Raw genomic sequence first — 25420 nt, 5'->3', positions numbered from 1 at the left:
AAAAATATCTCTTGTTTGATTTTGCAAGCAAAATCGTTTTACTCACTCGTTGTTCAGTTTTCAAAGATCAAACATTCTTTTCTTGTCGATTCAGCTTGTCGACTCATCAACTCTTATATCATATCATGTCCGAACCAACTTTGCAAGCATTTTTTAGAATCTTTTTTTGAAACACTCGCTCGCAATATTGTATTTCTTGGCCGGAATTAGAGTATACCATTCTGTATATTTAAATGCAACCCTTTTTAATGAATAGTTTTTACTATTTTTATTGTTGTAATTTTACCCTGTGTACACTGTACTTTTGCCAAATGGACTTAGTTATCCGCATCCAGAACGACGTGATATCCATTCAATGATCAAGAATACGCGGGTTACTCATTACAACTCAAGTGCATATTCTGTTTTTTCTTTAATATTGATGATTTGACAAAGAAAGGATGGGTAAAAAGATAAGGAGTTAGCCACAAACCATACGGTAGCAGCTATTGTTTCACGCAACTTTAGGTAATGATTAATTATAGCTGTATAGAGGAGTAGATTTTCTAATGAAGCAACGAAGGCGAACATGGACGAGAATTGTGTTTCTTATTATCTCTTGCTTATTGCTTTTCGTGATCTCCGGATTTGTGTATGAGTGGATTGCATCCAAGAAGGATAAATCACAATACCCACCTCCGGGGGAATTGGTCGATGCCGGGGGCTATCGACTTCATATTCGTAAACTCGGTAACGGTTCTCCAACAATATTGCTTGAATCAGGGAGCGGGGAAAGTAGCCTCTCCTGGAGAGATATTCCCGAAAAGCTGTCATCATTCGCTACCGTTGTATCCTATGATCGGGCAGGCTATGCATGGAGCGAGGAGGCAAATACACCACGCACCGGGGAAAACATCGTTCGGGAGCTTCATACTGCTCTAAAGAATGCGGACATCCGACCTCCTTATATCCTTGTAGGTCATTCCCTCGGGGGGATGTACTCAAGACTGTACGCGCAGACGTACAGAGACGAAGTGGCAGGATTGGTTCTGGTGGATGCCAGGCCTGAGAATGACGCCCGACGGACAAATAAGATCTATGCCAAGGAACGGCCTAAGGCCAATCCCTCCCCGTTAATATCCATTCTCCTAGAAAAATCAGGGGCTTTTCGCCTGTTCCCCAATTTTATGCTGACGGGTCGGGTCGAATATCAAGATAGAAAATCTTTTGTGAATATTGTCGCTTCTTCTAAATACTTTCGGTCTGTTGCAGAGGAGGGTGACCTAGCGGGCACTACCGAAGATGCCATACGGGGACATCATCTGGGTAATCTCCCTGTACGTGTAATTGCTCGGGGCATTCAACAAGATTTGACTCAGTTCGGTATTAGTAAACGCGGAAATAATCAGATTGAACAAAGCTGGCAAATCGGACAGCGCGAGATGCTTAACATCTCTACAAACAGCAAATTAATTGTTGCCAAGAAAAGCGAGCATATGATCATCCATGATCAACCGGAGCTTGTCATCCAAGTCATCCGTGAACTCATCACCAACACCAGTCACTTTCAGTCAACCACGTCTAAAGCATACACAGATGATTAGGGACTTTATATGTTAAGGACAGCTTAAAAAAACAAAAGACGCCCGAGTTCCTTCTATATAAAGGAATCCGGGCGTCTTTGCTGCCTAACACTTATTATGCTTGATTGAGCTTAGGACAAAATGGGCTTGTTTTTAGATGAAGCCTCTGTGACCTTGCCAAGTATCTGTCTCAGTACTTTAGCATTTTCCCCAATAAAACCGGAATCAAGCAGCACATCATGCGTTCCGATGACTTCGTATTCTTTGTATTGACCAAGTGTCGCCTGTTGCCATAACAATTTATCTAATGATGTATCCGGACCAATACTATCATCCTCTGCAATCAGAGCATGGATATTCGCATGAACTTCACCTGCGTTAATAAGCTCATCGCGGTAGGTGGAGTACACCAACATTTTGTCCATGACTCGCTCCCTGTCCACTGGATCGGCGAGAAATGCTTTGTACTGGTCCCTGATGCTGTCCAGTACCGTCTCGACAATCTCTTCGAGCTCCTCTGGAGTCGATTCATCTTTGGACATCTTTCTCATAGCATCTACCATAATAATGTCGCTAACATGGTGACCTCGGCTTTCCATGGCTTTAGCTACCTCGAAGGCGAGATTTCCTCCAAGTGAGTATCCCAGAAATACATATGGGCCCTCTGCTTGAATATCCACAATGGCATCAATGTATCGATCCAGCATATCTTGACCCTGGTACCGATCGCCGATAAATTCCATTCCGTACACCTCGCAAAGCCCTTCCAGCTCCTTGGCCATCTCATAGTACCCCAGAGAGTGGCCTACCCGTGGAGGGAAGCAAAATACTTTAAGTGTTCCTTTTCCTGGGAAGCGGATAATTTCCATTTCTTGTTCGTCGGCAGCATTCGTTGCCTGCAGCTTGAAAATTTCATGCGCCATTTCTTCCACAGTCGGCAGATTAAACACAGCCTGGAGTGGGAGATGGACGCCCATACTGGACGAGATCCTTTGGATCAAGCCCAATACTTTCAGGGAATGGCCCCCAAGTTCGAAGAAATGATCCCTGATCCCGATTTCCTGTACGCCGAGCACCTCGGACCAAATCTGAGCGAGCTCTACTTCTGTCTGCGTACGCGGCGCGATATACTCCGCTGTGCTCCGCAGAAGGGTTTCCGGTGCCGGTAGCGCTTTGCGATCCAATTTGCCATTCGGATTCAGCGGCATTTGTGCGAGCTGTACGAAGGCAGACGGAATCATGTAGCTTGGCAGCTCGCTGGCCAGTGCCTCGCGTAGTACGCCCGCTGCGAGCCCTTCCTCGGCCACAAAGTATGCGCAAAGCTGAGTACTTCCGCTGGAGTCAGCCAGTGCTAGAACAACCGCTTCTTGTACCGACGGCACCTTCAGAATTTGTGCTTCCACTTCTCCCAACTCAATGCGGTAACCGCGGATTTTTACCTGGTGATCGATCCGTCCCAAATACTCAATATTCCCGTCTGGCAACCACCGGGCCAAATCGCCTGTTCGGTAAATCCGTTCTCCCGGTTTGTACGGATGAGGAATGAACTTCTCTGCTGTCAGTTCAGGCTGATTGAAGTACCCCCTTGCTACCCCTTCGCCTGCAATACACAGTTCTCCTGGTACACCTACTGGTGATACCTGAGAGGCGCCGTCTATCATCCATACTTGGACGTTAGCGTACGGTTTGCCGATCGGCACATGCGTTAGAGCCGCAGTCTCAAGGCTCGTTGTATACCGAGTCGCATATACGGCTGCTTCCGTAGGACCGTAGATGTTTTCCAGTACTGCGTAAGGAGATACTTTATAATACTCTTCCACAAGTTTGGCAGGCAGCGTCTCGCCGCAGGCAAACAGGTATTTCAGAGTAAGGAATCCTTGGGTGCCGCTTTCTTTCAAGTATTGAACGAGCACACTGAGCATCGACGGCACCAAATTGAGATGCGTGATACGGTTCGTATCCACGGCCTCTAGCAGTGCCATCGGGTCTTTGTCCACGCCTTGTGGCAGGATCACGAGAGTCCCTTGTCCAAAGAACCAGCAGAACAGCTCCGGCACGGAGAAGTCAAAGGTGAATGTCGTTTTGAGCAGGAAACGGTCGCCTGCCAACATCGGATATTCAGCTTCCAACTGACTCAGCGTATGGACGGCAGCGCGATGTTCAATCATTACCCCTTTCGGCTTGCCGGTTGAACCTGACGTGTAAATGATATACGCCAGATGCTCCGGCCCTGCCATTGGCTCCAGATTCGAGCTATCCGCATGATACGCCTGCGGATCATCAAGTGCCAGGATCGTGCCAGTGAACGGAAAACGATCTTGGAGATGGTTCTTCGTCAGCAGAAGCTTCGCTCCCGAATCCTCCAGCATGTGGCGAATACGATCTTCTGGGAACTCCGGATCAATCGGTACATAGGCCCCGCCAGCTTTTAGAATGGCATGAATACCAATGATCATCTCAAGCGAGCGCTCGACCATGATGCCGACTGGTTGGTCCGGTCTAACCCCTTGGGCACGCAGCGTACGTGCGAGACGGTTCGCCTGCTGATCGAGTTCTCCATAGGTAAGCTCCGTTTCACCGTAAATAAGTGCTGTACGATCCGGTGTGAGCGCTGCTTTTTCCTCAAATATACCGTGAAGGGTCTGCTCACGCGGATAAGGAACTGCTGTATCGCCCCACACCTCTATAATCTGCGATTTCTCTTCTGGCGTGATCAACTCCAGCTCATCAATACGGATGGTAGGTTGAACAGCTACGCTTGTCAGAATTCTCGTCAAGTGTCCTTGAATGCGTTCCACGCTCTCCCGATCATAGACGCGGGCATTGTAACGGTACAAGAACTCCAGATTACGGCCCGGCAGCACAATGAGGTTAAAATCATAATTCGTCTGTTCAAACATCTGAACATCCGTAATTCTGTATTCAGCCTCTTCACTGGAAATTTTCTCTTCCAGATGCTCTTCTACCGGGTAATTTTCGAACACCATAATATGAGAAATCAAATCTTGCTTTTGTTCGCTCTGTGCTTGAATCTCATAGAGCGGATAGGAATCATAAGCATGTCCTGCCAAATATAATTCCTGCTGTCTTTTCATCACATGGGAGAACGAATCACTTCCCTCGGCCTGAACCCGAACCGGAACTGTATTGATGAAGAGACCGATCATACTTTCGATACCCGGAATCTCGGCAGGTCTCCCCGATACTACACTTCCGAAGACGATATCCTGGCTTCTATTGTAGCGCTGCAACACGATTCCCCAGGCTGCTTGCATCAATGTATTCATCGTCACCTGATGCTGTTTGGCCACCTGTTCCAGGCGATTGGTCAATTCCGCATCCAACGTGAATACCAGCTTCTCCGACACATAGGCTTCTGCTTTTGCTGATGGCTGTGTGATGGCTTGTGGCAGCTTCGTCTGCTGCTCGTAGCCTTCCAGGTACCCTCTCCAGTAAGAGGATGCCTCTTCCTCACCTTGCTTCTCCAACCATTGAATGTACTGGCTGTACGATGCTGCTGCAGGAAGCTCAGGTTCCCTTTGCTCACGTAGAGCTCCGTATGTTTCAAACACTTCCTGGAGCACAAGCGGCATACACCAGCCATCCAAAATGATGTGATGAGAGCTCCACAACAGATGGTAATGCTCTTTTGCAGTACGTAGGATAGCAACTCGAAGCAAGGCTTCATTCGCAAGATCAAAACCTCTCGCTTTGTCTTGGGCAACATAAGCTGCAAGACGCGCTTCTATTTCAGCGGATTCCAGCTCATGCAGATCCTCGTATACGAAGTCGCATGCTCTTTCTTTGAACACAATCTGTATAGGGAAATCGCCCCACCCGGCATGGAAATTCGTTCTCAATATAGCATGCCGTTTCATCAGATGTTTTAAGCTGCGTTTGAAATCCTCAGGATAGAATGCTCCCTGAATTTCAAATTTGGCCTGCTCAAAGTAGACTTCCGAATGAGGCTCCAGCAAGCTGTGGAACAACATTCCTTTTTGCATCGGCGTCAGTTTATACATATTTTCAATACTGCCGATATGCCGTGTCTGCTCTTCTATCTCCTCAATCTTTTCTAAGCTGATATCTTTGAGGAGTACATCGCTTGGTGTAAGTTCTGCTCTTTCCTTACTTACGCAATGTCCAATGACTTCGCTGAGACGGTTCTTCAGAATGCCAACAAACTTAGCCACGGACTCCCCGTCGAGCTGATGACGGTTATAGCTGACCGAAAGTTGAAGCTGTCCTTCGGCAATCAGTCCATTAATGTTCAATGCCTGATGCTGCACCATCTGCTCACTGACCTCAGGTCCTACTGAGTAAGGCGATACTTCCATCGTCCCTCCTGCAAGATCCTGGTCGAACTGCCCCAAGTAGTTGAAGGTAATCTCAGGTTCAGCCGAGAAGGAGGAGACGTCGGAACCGTCGCTTAAATATTTCAAAATACCATATCCGACACCTTTGTTCGGGATACGACGCAAGCCTTCCTTGACGTGCTTGATTCTGGCGCCGATCTCCAATTCCCCTCCCATCTCAAGGGCGACAGGGTATTGACTTGTAAACCAGCCTATTGTGCGAGTAATATCCAGTTCCGGCACAACGGGCTCCCGTCCATGTCCCTCCAGAAGGATGCCTACACGTTCGATTCCCGTCCACTCGTGAACAGCCATACCCAGAGCCGTCAGGAGCAGATCGTTGACCTCCGTATTGTAAGTGCGGTTCGCTTCTTTCAGGAACTGCTCTGTCTCTTCTGGTGACCATCTCACCGTGACAGCCTCACTGTCTTTGATGAGAAGAGCGCCGTCTACCTTGTCTTTGGGAAGAGGGACAAAGCCATCTCCCTCTACTTCTGCCCAATAGCTGCGTTCTTGTTCAGCAGCCGGACTATTCGCAAATTGTGTGATTCCCTCAACCCATGCACGGTACGAATCCGTCTTCTGTGTAAGCTTGACCGCTTCTCCACGTGCTGCCTGCTCGTAGCCTTCCTGCAGGTCCTCAAAGAGAATACGCCAGGATACGCCATCCACAGCCAGATGATGAATAACGATCAACAGATGTTCGCCTTCCGCACAGCGGAACAGACCCAGTCTAAAGAGAGGTCCATCCTCCAGAGAGATGCTGCGCTGAATGGCTTCCGCACCTGCTTCTATTGCTGAAGCCGGGTCTGTCTCATCCCGCAAATCGTGGATCTGGAGGCTATAGAGCTCACCCTCACCCATGCTCCGGTTCCAGGCCTCCAATCCCTGCTCTCCTTGGCGGAACACCAGTCGTAAAGCATCATGATGCTCTGCAATTTTCCGAACAACCTCGGCGAGCGCATCGGTATTGAAGCCATCCCGTCGGTACAACATGACCGACTGATTAAAGTGATGCAGATCCATCGACTGTTCATCGAAGAATCTGTGCTGAGCAGGTCCCAGTCTTACCGCTCCGTGTACCTCGCTTTGGTCCGCAATTCGGCTGACCACACTAACGCGCTGTGCCAGCTCTGCAATTGTCGGATAACCGAACAAATCCTTCATTTCAAGCTTATAGCCTGCTTGGAGAAGCCTTGAAGATACTTGGATGGATTTGATCGAGTCACCTCCAAGCTCAAAGAAATTATCATGAATGCCGACAAGCGGCACGCCGAGTACACCCTGCCAGATTGAAGCCAAAATGTTCTCCACATCCGTGCGCGGAGCGGTAAAGTCTGCTCCCGCCTTGATACCCGAGTTCGGTTCAGGCAGTGCCTTGCGATCCAGCTTACCATTCGGTGTCAGAGGCATCACGTCCAGTTGGACGAAGTAAGACGGAATCATATATGCAGGCAGTCCGGCAGACAGTTCGTCTCTCAGCTCGCTGACAGACATTTCGCGATTAGCTACGAAGTAAGCACACAGCGATTTCTGCCCATGAGCATCTGCCCACGCAACAACGAGAGCTTCCTCGACAAGTGGAATGTCCAGCAGCTTGGCCTCAATCTCACCAAGCTCAATACGATAGCCCCGTATTTTAACTTGGTGATCAATGCGTCCAATGTACTCAATGTCTCCATTAGGAAGGCGACGAGCCAAATCCCCAGTGCGATACATATTTCCTTCCAAAGCGAACGGATTTCTAATGAATTTATCTGCGGTAAGCTCAGGACGGTTCAGATATCCACGGGCTACCCCGTCCCCGGCGATGTACATTTCGCCCTCCACGCCTAACGGTACGAGACGAAGCTGATCATCCAGAATATGGATGTATATATTGTCTGCTGGCAACCCAATCGGTACAGATTCACGCGTATCCTTCGCAGGATTGTACAGGTGAATCATGCAGCCGACGACCGTTTCGGTTGGTCCATATTCATTGTAGATTTTTATGTTGCTGCCAAAGAGATCTGTGATGGTTTTCGACAAATGTGTGGTCAGATTCTCTCCACCCACAATAAGCTGCTGAATGCGACTTTCTGCCGGGATGGTCATATCTTTAATCAGACTGAGATGAGTCGGCGTCAGCTTGAGAATGTCCACCGCATTTTCACGCAAAATATGCTGTACAACCTCCGCTTTATCTATACCATCATAAATCCGTACTATTCCTCCGTTTATTAACGGAGTAAACATTGATGTCATCGTCAAGTCAAACGAAATGGATGAATACAACGGGAAATCCGTTGGTTTTCCAGCACAATAGACCTTATTGGCCCACCAGATGTAGTTCACGATCCCTTTGTGGTTAATCATGGTTCCCTTCGGATTTCCGGTTGTACCCGAGGTATAGATTAAGTACACCAGATCGTTTCCTCCAACAGGAATATTGGGATTATCCACCTCGGTTCCGTAGATGTGCGGGGAATCCAATTCCATAACCGTTCCCTCAAAAGAGGCCAACTCCGTCAGGTGGCTCTGTGTGAGCAAAATTTCAGCGCCAGAATCCTTCAGAATATACTGAATCCGCTCCTGCGGATATTCAGGATCAATAGGTACATAGGCTCCACCCGCTTTGAGCACACCCATGATGGCGACAAGCAGTTCTACAGACCGATCTGCCAACAGACCTACCACTTGTTCACTCCGTAGTCCTTGGTCTATCAAGGTGGAAGCTAGTCTGTTCGCCTGCTCGTTCAGCTCCCGATACGTGATCTGAGTGTCCCCATTTACAGCCGCAATCTTATCCGGCGTACGGACAACCTGTTCTTCAAACAAGGTATGCAGACCCTGATCACTTGGATAGGTATGGGCCTTGCCGCCCCAGTCAAGCAGGTTCATCCGTTCCTCGGATGTTACAATCTCCAGTTCCTGTATCGTCGCCTGCGGACGAGCAGCCACCTGATCGAGCATCTGCAACAAGTGTCCTCCGATACGTGCAATGCTTTCTTGCTCGTAAACCGAAGCATTATAGCGAATGCAGACCTTGATGTCTTCGCCTGGAATCACAACCAGGTTAAAGTCATAGTTGGTTTGTTCAAACATGGTGAAGTTGGCAACTTCGAGATTGTCCTCCGTTTGGTTACCCGATTGCTCCACCTGCTCGTCGAGCGGGTAATTTTCAAAGATCATAATATGAGAAATCAGGTCCTGCTTTTGGGTTGTTTTCCCCTGAATCTCATACAGTGGATAGGTGTCGTAGGCACGACCAGCCAATGACTGTGCCTGTGTACGTTTCATCACTTCGACAAAGGCTTCGTCTTTGGATGACTGTACACGGATAGGTACTGTATTGATGAACAGACCCACCATATTTTCGATCCCTGCAATCTCAGCGGGTCTACCCGACACAACGCCGCCGAAAACGACATCCGAGCTTGCATTATAACGTTGAAGAATCAGTCCCCAAGCTGTCTGCATGAGTGTATTGACGGTTACGTGATTGCGCTTCGCGACAACATCCATTTTACCTGTCAAAGATGCACCCAGATGGAGAACGTGCTCTTTTAGAACATAGCCCGCTTCTTTTGCTTGAGATTTCGTTTTACCTTCCGGCAATACAGTATTCCCGTCATAATCTTCGAGATATTGGCTCCAATACGTTGAAGCTTCTTGATCATCCTGTGCATCAAGCCACTCGATATAACGGCTATAGGGCTGAGCTGGCGGTAGGACAGGCTGTACTTGCTGTTTCTTGGCAGAATAATAATCGAACAGCTCCTGTGTAATGATCGGGATACACCAGCCATCCATGACAATATGGTGGAAGCTCCACAATACAAGATAGCTTTGATCCTTCTGCAAGACGGTCACCCGCATCAGCGGATCTTCTGACAAGCTGAACCCCTTAACCATATCTTCAGCAATATAAGCCTTGATTCGAGCTTCTTGTTCCTGCATAGATGCGTCGCGCAAATCTACGTAGTGCAGAGGGATTAACCGTTGCTTAAAGACAACTTGCAGCGGTACATCAGCAATGTTGTTGTAAAATCCGGTACGTAGTATGGCATGTCGTTGCACCAAAGCCTGGAAGCTCTCGAAGAAGATATCTACATCGAAGCTACCACGCAGCTCAAACGTTGCCTGTTCGAAGTATGAAGAGGAGTCCGGCTCCAGCAGGCTGTGAAACAGCATTCCCTTCTGCATTGGCGTCAGCTTGTACACATCCTCAATCTCTCCGATGTGAGCCGTCTGCGCCGTGAGTCGATCAAGCTGCTCCAATGTTAATCCTTGGAACAGAACATCACTTGGTGTAAGCTGTGAACGCTCCTGAGCCACACAATGACGGATGACCTCAATAAGGCTTGACTGTAATAATTCAGCAAAATGACTCACCGTCTCGTTACGATACTGCCTGCTGCTGTACGTAATCGTCAGTGATAGCTGGCCTTCAGCAATCATGCCATTCACATCCAGAGCATATTGCTGTGGTGTGAGGTCGCTGAGCGCCTTACCAACTGAATGTGTGGATAGGCTAAGGGCATTACCCTCCAGATCCTGATCAAACTGCCCAAGATAATTGAAGGAAATTTCCGGCTCCACGCCAAATCCGACACTTTTCTCCGGTGCCATATACTTCAGAAGACCGTAGCCGATTCCTTTGTGCGGAACCTCTCGCAAATTCTCCTTGATGCGCTTGATTCGTGCAGATACTTCCTGTCCGCCTTGCAGGTTCAGCAGAACTGGATACTGGGTTGTGAACCAACCGACGGTACGGGTAATATCCAGGTCTGGTACGATCATTTCCCGTCCATGCCCTTCAAGATTGACCAAAATCTGCTCCATGCCTGTCCAGCGCTGAATGGCTGTCCCCAGAGCAGTCAAGAGCAAGTCGTTCGTCTCCGTATGATACGCCCGGTTCGCTTGCCGCAACAGCAGGTCTGTTTCCTGCGCAGACCACGTTACCGTAACCGATTCAGTATCCCGAATGGTGCCCGGCTTCTGATCCTCATCCTTCGGCAGTGGGGCCAAAATCGCCTCTTCGATCAGCTGCCAGTATGCACGCTCCTTGTCCAGAGCAGGCCCTGCTGCATACTTCGTCGCTTGCTCAGACCATACAAGATACGAATCGGTCTTTTGTGGAAGGACGATTGCTTGTCCATTCAATGCCTGCTCGTACCCCGCTGCAATGTCCTCAAACAGGATGCGCCAGGATACGCCGTCAACCAAGAGGTGATGAATGACAATCAACAAATGATCGCCATCGCCACAATGGAACAGGCCTAACTTGAACAGTGGGCCACCTTCCAAGTCAAAGCTTGCCTGAATGGCATCGGCTTGGGCCTGAACCGCAGCTGTCTGGTCTTCCGCCTGCCGCACATCGGCAATGTCCAATGTGTAGAGCTCGCCTTCGTCCGTTCCCCGATTCCAAGCTGCATACCCAGCTTCTGTAGACCGGAAAACCATACGCAGCGCATCATGATGGATCGCAATTTGGTCCATTGTCAACCGGAGTGCAGCTTCATCAAAGCCGTCTTTCCGATAGAGCATGACGGCATGATTATAATGGTGCGGCTCCGCTGTATGGCGTTTAAAGAACCAACGCTGAATGGGCATTAACTCTGCTGCACCTTTAATTTCGCCCTGTTCCGCTGTGCGTCCGGCTGCCTGAAGATACGGGCTTAGCTCGGCAATTGTCGGATATTTGAAGAGATCCTTCATCTCTAATTTATATCCGGCTTGGAACAATCTCGAGGACACTTGGATCGCCTTGATGGAATCACCACCCAGATCAAAGAAATGATCATGGATGCCGACCTGCTGCGCTCCCAGCACACCTTGCCATACGGAAGCCAAGGCTTCCTCAGCCTTCGTCCTTGGCGGTTCATAAACCGCTCCAGTCTGCACATTGGTCTCCGGAGCCGGAAGCGCTTTGCGATCCAGCTTGCCATTTGGCGTCAAAGGCATCTGTTCCAATTGCATAAAGTAAGATGGAATCATATAAGTCGGCAGTTCGGCAGCCAAGGCTTTTCTCAACTCGCCTACCGTCAGCATCTGATCGGCAGTGAAATAGCCGACAAGCACTTTTTGTCCACTTCCATCCTCTCGGGCGAGCACAACGGCCTCCCTTACAGACGGAGCATGGAGCAGCTTCGCTTCCACTTCGCCCAGCTCGATACGGTAACCACGGATTTTTACCTGATGGTCAATCCGTCCCAAATACTCCATGCTGCCATCCGGCAACCAGCGTGCCAAGTCACCCGAGCGGTACATGCGCTCGCCCGCTTCAAACGGATGAGCGACAAACTTCTCTTCCGTCAATTCCGGTCGGTTCAAATAACCTCGCGCCAGACCTACGCCCGCCACATAGAGTTCACCTGGAATGCCAATCGGCTGTGGACGGCGTTGTTCATCCAAAATGTACGCTCTCAGCGTCGGAATCGTGGTGCCGATATTGCTGCGTCCCTGTTCAATTTCCAACTCTGTAATTTCCTTGTAGGTTACATGCACGGTCGTTTCGGTAATGCCGTACATGTTAATGAGCTGCACTTGCGGATACTTCGTTCTCCAGTCCTTGAGCAGGGCCGGGGCTAATGCCTCTCCACCGAAGATAATCATACGGAGGCTCAGTTCTGCCGCTTGATGACCGAGCTCTTCCTGTAGCAACTGGTAGAAGTACGTCGGTGTCTGGTTCAAAACGGTGACCTTCTGATCCTTAAGCAATTGCAAGAAACGATCTGGACTCTTCGCGGTAAGCGATGGAACGATGACCAACCGTCCTCCGTTCAGCAATGCTCCGTACATTTCCCATACAGAGAAGTCAAAACAGAATGAATGGAACAGTGTCCACGTATCCTGAGGACCAAAGTCAAACATATTTTTATCATTAAAGAGCAAGCGAACTACATTTTTATGCTCAATCAGTGTTCCCTTTGGCTTGCCTGTCGTACCCGATGTGTAGATGACGTAGGCAAGATGCTCCGGTCCGGCTGCAGGCTGCAGGTTTGAGACATCCTCCTTGTAGGAAGCCGTTTTGTCCAGACTTACGATATCCCCGGCGAAGGAGACCCGTTGCTCCAGATGCGCTTGTGTCAGCAGTAGCTTGGCTCCCGAATCCTCAAGCATAAAGCGAATGCGGTCCTCTGGATATTCAGGGTCTACAGGGACATAGGCCCCGCCTGCCTTCAAGATGGCTAAAATTCCGACCACCATTTCAAGGGAACGATCCGCCATAATTCCAGCCAAACCGTCTGGTTGCAAACCACGTTCCCTCAGCGTTCGGGCAAGTCCATTGGCCCGCTCGTTCAGCTCGCTGTAGGACAGGGTTGCATCTTCACATACGACTGCCACTGCATTCGGAGTACGTGCGGCCTGCTCCTCGAACAGCGCATAGATCGTCTTGTCACGAGGATAATCTGCCTTGGCTTGGTCCGGCGCTTTCATCAGCCTTGATTTTTCCTGAGGTGTCACGATATCAAGGGATGACAACGGCAGTGCGGGATTGGCGATGGCTTCCCGAATAAGCTGTACAAAGTGGCCTGCCATCCGCTCAGCAGTCTCTTGCTTGTAGATCGCAGTCGCATACTCAAGCGTGCAGTTCAATGCCCCGTCTGCTTCACTCACGGTCAGCGTAAGATCGAACTTGGCAGCCGGATGTACATTATCGTAAGGAGTGAAGCGCAATCCTTCTATTTCTTGTTCTCCCTGCTCGATATTTTGCAGGACAAACATGGTATCAAATAGTGGGTTACGGCTCAAATCACGCTGAAGCTCCAGCTTTTCTACCAGCTCCTCGAACGGGTAATCCTGGTTTTCATAGGCCCGCAGCGCTGTTTCCTTCACTTCCTGCAGATAAGCCTCGAAAGGCTTCTCTCCTTCTGGATAAGTACGAAGTGCCACTGTGCCGACGAACATACCGATGAGGCCTTCGAGTGTCGCATGGGATCTTCCTGCCACAGGTGAACCGACAATGACATCTTCCTGACCTGTGTACTTGTGCAAGAGCGCTGTATAGGCTGCCAGCAGTACCATGAACAGAGTGGAACCCGTTCGGGTAGCCAACTCCTGAAGTGAAGCACTCAGAGAAGAATCAATTTGGAAGTCGATTCGATCGCCCGCAAAGCTTCGCACCGCAGGACGAACTTCATCTCCTGGCAAATCCAGCACTGGCAAGCTTCCACGGAAAGCATCCAGCCAGTAAGCCTCCTGGGCCTTAAGACGCTCGCTTCCGAGCTGCTCTTGCTGCCATACAGCATAGTCTGTGTACTGGATCTGTAGCTCAGGAAATACGTCCTCCTCTTGGTAGAAGCGGAGAAACTCTTCTATGAGAATATTCATAGAAACCCCATCTGAGACAATATGATGCATGTCAAACAATAGTAAATGGCGCTCATGTGCAATTCGAATAAGGCCGACTCGCAGCAATGGAGCTACACCTAAATCAAAAGGACGGACGAACTGCTGAAGGGTAGCTCCTGCCTCTTCCTCGCTCAACTCCGCATATTCCACAGTAAACGGAACATCCGTCAGGAGCTGCTGTACAGGTTCACCGTTCACAGTCACAAAACGAGTTCGCAGCGAACCATGACGATGAATTAGACGACGGAATGCCTGCTCTAGCCGTTCCCGATCCAAAGCTCCCTCAACGGTAAGGATACCCGGCATATTGTAGCTCAGCTCTCCACCTTCCAGCTGACTTAGAATAAACAGTCGTTTTTGGGCCGAGGACAATGGATAATGCTCTCTCGCTCCCGCTGTAGGAATTTCTTCGAAATTCAGCGGTGTATAGCCCTCAATGGCACGAGCTAATCCTTCAATAGTAGGAGACTCGAACACTGCTCTCAGACTAATCTCGCGATTCATTTCCTTGCGAATTCGTGAGACTAGCAGGGCTGCACGCAGTGAATGACCTCCAAAATGGAAGAAATTATCCTTCACTCCCGCGCTCTCTACACCCAGCACCTCTTGCCAGATTTCGGCTAATTGAATTTCCACAGGTGTCCTTGGAGCCTCAGATGAAGCCGCTGCCCATCCACGCTCGCCCTGCAGCGCTTTTCGGTCGATTTTTCCGTTCGACGTCAGAGGCATATCCTCCAGTTGTATGAAGCGGGAAGGGATCATATATCCAGGTAACATCTCCGACAGAACAGCCCGAAGTTCGGATACCTCAAGTTTCTGAGCGGCTACGAAGTAAGCGACTAGATCTTTGTAGCCGTCTTCGCCCTCTACAGCCATGGCTACGACTTCCTGAACGGACGGCACTCTGAGCATTTGTGCTTCTACCTCGCCCAGCTCGATACGGTAACCGCGGATTTTAACTTGGTGATCTATTCGACCTAAGTACTCGATGATTCCATTCGGTAACCAGCGAACCAGGTCACCCGTCCGATACATGCGCTCTCCTGGAGCAAACGGATTGTCCACGAACTTCTCACCCATTAACTCAGGCCGATTATGATACCCCCGTGCTAACCCGATACTCGAAATGCATAGCTCTCCAGCTACACCGACAGGTTGCAATCTAAAATGGTCATCCAAGATGTACACACTGTGGTTAGCAATAGGTCGTCCAATAGATACAATATCCGTTGCTTCCTCACTGTCCGGGACAGACCAGATTGTGGTGCATACGGAGTCCTCTGTTGGGCCATAGCCATTAGAGTAACGTACATGCTTCCTCCACTCTTCGATCAACTCGACCGATGCGGCCGATCCAGCGGTTAGCAGGCACCGCAGTGTTGGCAAACGCTCTGGATCAAGGTGGATAGCGTAAGCGGGTGGCAAAGTCGCTACCGTAATCCCCTTATCGTTCATGAACTGCTCGAACAGGGCATGATCTAAAATATCTTGTTTAGAAGGGATGCACAGAACAGCCCCGTGGCTCAGCGCCGTTAAAATTTCCGAAACCGATGCATCAAACGACAGACTTGCAAACTGAACGATCCGATCCTGCGGTGTAACTTCGAAGTGTGTCCCGTATACGTCCGAAAGATTTGGTAGTCCCCGATGCTCGACTAATACGCCCTTAGGCTGACCCGTCGTACCTGAAGTGTAGATCACGTAAGCTAGATCATCCGGGCTAGCAGTAGCCTCCAAATTCGAGGTGTCGGCATCATAGGTCGAAGATTCATCCAGCAGCAAAACATTTTCCGTCCATCCGAGACGCTCCAAGAGATGGGTCTGTGTAAGGATCAGCTTCGCCCCGGAATCTTCAAGCATGTAACTGATTCGTTCTTTCGGGTACTCTGGATCGATTGGAACATAGGCACCCCCGGCTTTCATAATGCCGTAGATCCCAACGATCATTTCGAGCGACCGTTCAGCAATCAGTCCCACCAGATCTCCCGTCTTGATTCCCTGAGTACGGAGCCTTCTCGCCAGTCCGTTGGCTTTTGCATTGAGCTCGGCATAGGTCAGACTCTCGTCCTCGAACCAAAGGGCAGTCGCATCCGGCGTTCGTCCCGCCTGTTCCTCCAACAGCCCGTGGAACGTGTTACAGTGCTCGTAAATGCCTTTTGTATTTCCCCATACGTTCAGAATCTGTTCTCTCTCCTGCGGCGTGACTAATTCTAGTGCATCCACGGAAATGGCAGGGTTCTCTACAATTTGTTCCATGAGGTGAACCAGATGGCCCTTGATTTGCTCAATTGTCACTGGGTCATAAACAAGTGCATTGTACTGGAACAGCAATCTCATTTCTTCGCCAGGGAGGACAATTAAATTAAAATCATAATTCGTTTGCTCAAGAAGCTCCGCTTCCTCAATCTCAAAGGCAGCCTCGCCACCACCCAGACGCTCTACCTCCTCTTCCACAGGATAGTTTTCAAACACCATAATATGGGAGATTAGATCCTGCTTCTGATCCGTCTGAGCCTGAATCTCAAACAGCGGGTAGGTGTCATACATATGAGAAGCCATATATTGTTCCTGCTGCTGCTTCATCAGAACGGTGAAGGGGAGATTCTCCTCTGTCTTCACACGAACGGGAATCGTATTGATGAACAAACCGATCATCCGATCAATGCCCGGAATTTCTGCTGGTCTGCCTGATACTACACTTCCGTACACGACATCTCGGCTACCGTTATAGCGTTGAAGCGCAATGCCCCAGAGGGACTGCAGCAATATATTCATCGTGACATGAGCATCCCTGGCTACCTTTTCAAGGCACCCAGTCAATTCTCTGCTGAGAGGATAATTCAGCTTTTCTGCTATATAGCCTTCTCCCTTATTTGCTCCACCGACTTGAGGTAAAAGCGTCTGCTGCTCGTAACCGGCCAGATATCGGCTCCAATAGTTGGACGCAGCTGCTTCATCCTGCTGTTCGAGCCATTCGATATATCGACTGTACGGATGAACCTCTGCCAACTGCGGCTCTCTTCCTTCCAGGAGGGCAAAATAGTGTTCAAATACCTCCTGCGTAATTAACGGAACACACCACCCATCCATGACGATGTGGTGAAAGCTCCATAAGAGACGGAAGCTCTCTTCATCTGTTTGTAAAATGGATACACGGAGAAGCTCGTCTTCAGCTAGGTTGAAGCCCCGTGCTTTGTCCTTAGCACCAAATGTCTTCAGGTAAGCTTCGCGCTGCGATGCATTCATCTCCCGCAGGTCTTCGTACACCAATTTAGCGCCTCTGTGCCGAAATACAACCTGCAAAGGCTCGCTGCCCCATCCGCTGTAAAAGTTCGTGCGCAGGATAGCATGACGCTCCACTACTGCATCCAGACTGTGCCCGAAGGCGATCGGATCAAAGCTACCCTTAAAATCAAAGGCGGCCTGCTCAAAATAAGCACCTGTATGCGGCTCAAACATATCATGGAACAGCATGCCCTTCTGCATCGGCGTCAGACTATATACATTCTCAATATCGCCAATGTGACTCGTCTGCTTAGAAAGCTCCTCCAGATCGGCAATGCTCAGACCCTTCGCAAGCACGTCGCTTGGTGTCAATACGGTTTTTTCTTGGGTTACGCAATGCTGGAGAAGTTCCCGCAGGCTTTCTTCAATATATCCAGCGAGCTGTTCCATCGTAGATGACTTATACTGTTTTCCGTTATAAGTAATCGTCAGAGTCAGGGCTCCGTCCGTCACCATGCCATTAATATCTAGCGTATAGGCCGGTTCCTCCAACAAGCTTTGCGCGCTTCCGGTCGGATAAGGAGAAATCTGCAATGAGCTTCCTTGCAAATCCTGATCAAATTGCCCCAGATAGTTAAAAGAAATCTCAGGCTGCAAGCTGAAGCTGCCTTCATCCAACTGACTTGCCATCGTTTTGAGCAACCCGTAGCCAATACCTTTGTTCGGAATTCGGCGCAGCCCTTCTTTCACAGACTTGATCAAGGAGGCCACTTCCGGGTTATTCCCCAAGTCTAAAATCACCGGATATTGACTTGTAAACCAGCCTACGGTACGGGTGATGTCGATATTCGGTATAATCGGCTCACGACCGTGTCCTTCCAGATTCACAGCAACCTTTCCGATGCCAGACCATTTGGATACCGCCATGCCCAGAGCAGTCAGTAGCAGATCATTCGTCTCTGTTTGATAAGCACGATGGGCTTTTCTCAACAATTGGTCGGTTTCTTCTAGAGTCCATTGTGCTGTTACTACTTTGCTATCCTGTACAAGAAGGCTTTCCACAGCCTCATCCTTCGGCAACTGTTCGAGTGGCTGATCCTCCAGCTCTCTCCAATACGCCCGATGAGTCTCCATTTCAGGACCTTCCGAATAACGAGCAAGGGCGTCTCCCCAGTCACGGAAGGAATCCGTCTTCTGCGGGAATGTCAGCGCTTGTCCTTGAATCACCTGCTCATAACCTGCTGCAATATCCTCGAACAAAATCCGCCAGGATACTCCGTCTACCACCAAATGGTGGATCACGATCAGAAGGTGGTCTCCATCCTGACAATGGAAAAGTCCTAACTTCAGCAGCGGACCTTCTGCCAGATTGATACTGCGCTGAATGTCATCCGACAGCGATGTAATGGCTGCAGTCGGATCGGATTCATTCCGTAAATCAGCAGTGAACAGGCTATACAGCTCTCCTTCTTCAAGATCACGATTCCAAGCTTCGTAGCCATGCTCTGTCTGACGGAAAACCATGCGAAGGGCGTCATGATGCTCAGCGAGTTTTCTTAGCACCTGATGCAAGGCCTTTTCCTCAAATCCCTGTTCACGATACAGCATAACCGCTTGATTGAAGTGATGAGGCTCTGCCTGCTTCCGTCCAAAAAACCACTGTTGGACTGGAGTCAAGCGAGTCGTTCCACGCACAACTCCCTGTTCAGCCATATGCACAGCCGTTTGTATTTCAGCGCCTAGCTCGGCAATGGTTGGCGATTTGAACAGCTGCTTCATCTCTAACCGATAGCCGGCCTGCAGTAACCGTGACGACACCTGAATAGCTTTTATGGAGTCTCCACCCAATTCAAAGAAATTGTCATGGATACCCACCTGTTCGGCACCCAGCACCCCTTGCCAGACAGATGCCAAAGCTTCCTCAGCCGGTGTACGAGGAGCTGTATACTTCCGTCCTGTATGCGCGCCTACTTGAGGAGCCGGCAGAGACCTGCGGTCCACTTTTCCGTTTGACGTTAATGGCATACGATCCATCTGGATAAAGTAGGATGGAATCATATAGCCTGGAAGTACCTGCGATAGGGAAAGACGTACTTCGCCTGCCGTGAGCGTACGATCCGCCACATAATAAGCGCAAAGCTGCTTCTCGCCAAGCTCATCCGCGCGAACGACCACTACGGCGTCGATTACTGACTCCACCTTGGCCAGTTGGGCCTCGATTTCAGGGAGTTCGATGCGGTAACCACGTATTTTGACCTGCTCATCAATTCTTCCTTTAAACTCCAAATTCCCATCTGGAAGCCAGCGTACCAGATCCCCAGTTCTGTAGCAGGCTTCTCCGTCCTTCACAGGACTAGGAACAAATTTCTCTGCTGTGAGGTCAGGACGATTGAGATATCCGCGCGCTACACCTTCACCGCCGACAATGAGTTCACCCCAAGCACCAATAGGCTGTAATTGCAGCGATCCATTGACCACATAAGCGGTCGAATTACTAATTGGGCAGCCAATCGGCACGACCCCTTCGGCACGACCCAGAATCTTGTAGGTGGTGGAGAAGGTCGTATTCTCTGTCGGACCATAGCCATTGATAGGGACAAGATCAGGATTAGCCTCGATTACACGGTTCATATGAGATATGGACAGTACGTCTCCGCCGACCAGCAATGTTTTTAGCCCTTTGAACAGGTACTCATCCTGCAGGGAAAGCTGATTGAAAAGCGGTGAAGTGAGCCACATTGTTGTAATCCCGTACTTGGTAATGGCCGCTTTGAGCCTATCGGCAATCAGGATATCGTCGTTCTCCACGAAATAGAGCTGCCCACCGTTAAGTAACGCTCCCCATATTTCGAATGTAGAAGCATCAAAGGCCACGGCTCCTGTTTGCAAAATTCGTGTGGATTCATTCAGCTCCACATAGTTGGTCTCTTTGACCAGACGGACCACGTTCCGGTGTTCAACCATAACGCCCTTCGGTCTACCCGTCGTACCCGATGTATAGATGACATAAGCAAGCCCCTGCGATCCCTGAGCAGTCTCCGGCTGGGCAGGTTCAGCTGCATAGGCCTCTTCACTGCTAAGATCGACAATCGGTATACCGTAGTCTACACTTATAAGCTCGCCCTTTTGCACCAATAATAGCTTGGCGTCGGAATCATTAAGCATATAACGGACCCGATCTTCCGGGTAATCAGGATCAATCGGCACATAGGCTCCACCCGCTTGAAGCACCGCGAGCATACCAATGACCATCTCGATGCTTCGTCCGCCCATTACGGCCACAGGCTGCTCCCTCAACGTTCCCAAACGACGCAGTGTTTGGGCCAGTCGGCTCGCCTTGTCTTGCAATTCAAGGTACGTTAGCTGGACATCGCCGAATACAAGCGCCGTCTGCTCTGGTGTACGCTTGACTTGTTCTGCGAACAGCTCATGAATGGTCTTGTCCCTTGGATAAGGAGCCGATGTCGCGTTAAATACTTCAACGATCTGTACTTTCTCCTCCGGTGTGATCATTTCAATCTCGGCCAGTTGCAACTGAGGATTGGCCGAGACTGCGTGCAGAATCCGCAGCAAGTGCGTTGCAAGTCGCTCTACACTTTCACGCCGATATAAAGCCGTACTATACTCGAGGCCAAAGGCTAATTTTGACCCCTTCTCCTCTACATTGAGGGACAGATCAAATTTGGCTGTGACGGTGTCCATCAAGTAAGGAGTAAAGTGCACTCCGTCCATATCCTGCTCTTCCTGCTCGGTATTTTGTAATACCAATAGGGTGTCAAAGAGCGGATTGCGGCTGACATCACGTCCTACGCCCAGCTTTTCGACCAATTTTTCAAAAGGGTAATCCTGATGCTCAAACGCCTTGAGCGCCGTTTCCTTGATTTCCAGAAGATAATCCTGAAAGGTTTTATCTCCTGTCGGGTAGCTGCGCAAGGCCAGTGTGTTGACAAACATCCCGATGATGCCCTCAAGCTCAGCCTGCGGTCTTCCGGCTACTGGAGAACCTACGACGATGTCCTCCTGTCCTGTATATTTGTGCAGTAGTACCGAATAAGCGGCCAGCAATACCATATACAGTGTAGTACCTGTACGGGATGCAAGCTCTTGTATCGCCTTATTGCCAGACTCATCCAATGTAAAATCAATTCGGCTACCCTCGAAGCTCCGAACTGAAGGTCGTTGGAAGTCTGTAGGCAAATCCAATACCGGCAACTCTCCTTCAAAGGATTGCATCCAATATTTCTCAAGATCTTGCCATTGGTTCTCTGACTGTTCCCGTTGCCATACGGCATAATCCTTGTACTGGATGTGCAGCTCTGGTAGCTGTTCTCCTTGATACAAATGAGTAAGTTCCGCTATCAATATTTGAATAGAAACCCCATCTGAAATGATGTGATGCATATCAAACAGCAACAGATGACGCTCCTCCTGGAGCTTCACCAAGCTAACACGCAGTAATGGAGCCTGGCTCAGATCAAAGGCACGAATAAAGTTGTGAATGAGCGTATCCGTCTCCTCCACCAAAGCCTCTGTGTAGTTCAACGCAAACGGCACATTCCTATGCACACGCTGAACAAGCTCTCCATCCTGCATATAAAAGCCGGTTCTCAGGGATTCATGACGCTGGATTAGTGCCTGGAACGCAGACTCCAGCCGCGTGCGATCCAACGGTCCATCCACTGTGAAGACCCCTGGCATATTGTAGCTGAGCTCTCCCCCGTCCATCTGTCTCAGCACGTATAACCGCTTTTGCGCTGAGGACACTGGGTAAGCTTCGCTTTCCGTTGCCTGTGGGATGGATTCGTACATGGTCGGAATGTGTTTTTTCACAAGTTGCGCCAAGGATTCGACCGTAGGTGACTGAAACACCTCACGCAGCGAAATGCTACATCCCAATTCTTTGTGAATCCGTGAAACGAGCACTGTTGCCCGCAAAGAGTGACCACCAATTTCAAAGAAATTATCTCTGACACCGACACGAGCAACGCCCAAGATATCTTGCCAGATGAGTACCATCTGAGCTTCCACAGCAGTTCTCGGAGCCAAATAAGCCTCGCCGGATTGTACGCTGCTTTCAGGAGCCGGCAACGCACGGCGATCCAGTTTGCCATTTGGTGTAAGCGGCATTTGCTCCAGCCGGACAAAATAAGAAGGAATCATGTAAGCGGGGAGTTCCGCCGCCAGCTGAGACCGCAATTCCCCCGGCGAAAGATCACTGGAGGCTACATAGTAGGCGCACAGCAATTTTTGGCCCTGTTCGTCTTCCCGTGCGAGGACAATCGTTTCTCGTACGCTTGGAGCCTTGAGAATTTGGGCTTCTACCTCGCCAAGCTCAATTCGGTAGCCGCGAATTTTGACCTGATGGTCGATCCGCCCCAAATATTCAATATTGCCATCAGGCAACCAACGAGCAAGATCCCCAGTTCGGTACAGCCGCTCTCCCGCCCGATACGGATGCTCAACGAATTTCTCAGACGTCAAATCCAGCCGATTCAAATACCCACGGGCAAGACCGTCCCCCGCAATGTATAGCTCTCCTGGAACCCCAACAGGCTGCAGGCGTCTTTGCTCATCGAGAATGTAAGCGCTAAGTGTGGGGATCGTTCTGCCAATATTGCTTTTCCCCGCTTCAATCTCATGTTCCGTGATTTCCTTATAGGTGACATGGACCGTTGTTTCCGTAATTCCGTACATATTAATCAGCTGCACATCAGGATACTTGACCCGCCAGTTTCTCAGAAGAGATGGACTTAAGGCCTCTCCACCAAAAATGATTTTTCTAAGGCCAAGCTCTGTCGAAGAGTGCGTTAACTCTTCCTGTAGCACCTGATAAAAATACGTCGGCGTCTGATTTAAGATGGTGACTTGGTTGTCTTTCAACAACTCCAGGAAAGCTGCTGGGCTCTTGGCTGTGAGAGATGGAACAATCACCAATTTCCCTCCGTAAAGAAGCGCTCCGTACATCTCCCAAACGGAGAAATCGAAGCAGAACGAATGGAACAGCGTCCACGTATCCTGAGAGTTGAAGTCAAATAAATTTTTATCGTTAAAGAGCAGTCGAACTACATTTTTGTGTTCAATCAGCGTGCCCTTCGGCTTGCCGGTCGTACCCGACGTGTAGATAACATAGGCCAGATGGCTTGGTCCCGAAATACTCTCCAGATTGGAAGCATCTCCTGTATACGTTGCAGCTTCGTCCAGACTCACAAGCTTTCCGTCAAAAGTGGTGCTCTCCCATAGATGACTTTGGGTGAGCAACAGACGGACACCTGAATCCTCCAGCATATAATGGATACGTTCTTCGGGATAATCGGGGTCAATCGGTACATAGGCACCACCTGCTTTCAAAATGGCCAACATCCCGATGACCATCTCCAAGGAACGGTCAGCCATAATCCCTACGAGCGTATCTGCTCCTACTCCCTCGGAGCGCAAATATCTCGCAAGCTGGTTAGCCTGCTCGTTTAGAGCTTGGTATGTAATGCTCTGCTCGTCCATCTGAACGGCTACGTGATCTGGCGTGCGCTCGGCTTGTTCCTCGAATAAGCCATGAATGGTCTTCTCTCGTGGATAATCGACTGCGGCGCCTTCCGAAAGAGCCAAAATGGATTGCTCTTCTGGTTCACCTAATAAGCTTACCTCTGCGATAGAAAGCTGAGGTGAATGAATGATCTGCTCGGCGATCGTAAGCAACTGGGAAACCATGTCCTTAACTTCACTGCGTTCAAACAGCTCTGTCCGATAATCGACATCCAGTACCAGTTCGCCTTCATCCAGGATCTCCACGATATGAAGCACGAAATCGTTCACTTCGTCCCCGCAGAAATCATAATCTGTCAAAATACGCACATCATCCAAATCAACCCAATTGATAAGACGATATTCCATTGAAACGCCAAAAAGCCGCTGAATATCCTTGTTCCCATGCATTTCTCTAAGATCCTGAATTAACTGATTGTATGGATATTTCTGATGCCGCAGGACTGACATCTGATCTCTGGCTACATCCTGCAGGAAGCTCAACACATCCATTTCCTTTTTGACGTATGTTCTGGCAGCAGCGGTGCTGACGAACATACCTATCTTTTGCTTCTCTTTTTTGTTCCCTCGGTTAGCGAACGAAGTTCCAATCACCACATCCGGCTGATTCGTCATTTTGTGTATGTAGATATACATCGCACCCATGAAGAACTGGAACAAAGAAATTCTGTTCTGTTGGCAAAATGCTTGCAGCTCGTGATATAGCACTTCTGGTACGGTAAAATGCTCCCGAACAGCGTGGGTACTTAAAGATAACGGATTATATGACTTCCAACCCGTAAGCTCAGGCAAATCAGAAAATTTATCCAGCCAGTAAGCCTTATCCTTTTGGTATCTGTCAGAAAGTTCGTATGCATTCTCATCTGCAATATATTGAATATACGAGCAATCGTCGCCCAGCTTCGGTTCATTTCCTTGAATTAACTCCATGTAAAATGCTGTCAGCTGATTGCCATAGACCACCATTGATATTCCGTCAGAAATAATATGGTGCATCTTAATATTAATCCAATACTCTTCCTCGCTAATCTTCACAATTAAAAACTGGAAGAGCTCAGAATCCAGCAGGGGCAAGGGTTTTCTTTTGTGTTGCTCAAGTAAGGCTTCCACCTCAGATACACTTTCATAGTGGCTAAGATCCAGGCATTCCAACTGTCTCTCTTCATAAGGAACGACGTACTGCTGAGGCACTCCATCCACTGAGGTAATACGGATGCGGAACGCATCATACTGTTTGATAATCAAATTAATGGACTGCATAAAGGCAGCAATATGGATATGCCCCTTCATCTTAGCTGTACCGGAAAGCTGTGACACTGACGTATCTGGGTAGAGTAATTCGGTATACCATATACGCTTCTGCGCATTTGTTAAATCATATAACTGCATGTCATTCAT

At 49.3% G+C, this 25420-nt stretch carries 2 protein-coding genes; one reads left to right on the top strand and one right to left on the bottom strand.

Features of this window, described 5'->3' with window-relative positions; all coding sequences use genetic code 11:
* Positions 1 to 548: 548 nt before the first annotated feature.
* Positions 549 to 1583, top strand: coding sequence for an alpha/beta fold hydrolase (locus tag NLX78_RS24500; protein WP_254351775.1), 1035 nt, complete (start codon positions 549 to 551; stop codon positions 1581 to 1583).
* A gap of 110 nt (positions 1584 to 1693) precedes the next feature.
* Here the strand turns inward: NLX78_RS24500 and NLX78_RS24495 are convergent, their stop codons facing one another.
* Positions 1694 to 25420 carry a non-ribosomal peptide synthase/polyketide synthase gene (locus tag NLX78_RS24495; protein ID WP_254351774.1) on the bottom strand — a complete coding sequence of 7909 codons (23727 nt, stop codon included), beginning with the start codon at positions 25418 to 25420 and terminating at the stop codon, positions 1694 to 1696.

It is taken from the genome of Paenibacillus sp. Lou8.1 (assembly GCF_024213565.1).
GTDB lineage: Bacteria > Bacillota > Bacilli > Paenibacillales > Paenibacillaceae > Paenibacillus > Paenibacillus polymyxa_B.
This window is presented reverse-complemented; position numbering and strand designations above follow the sequence as displayed.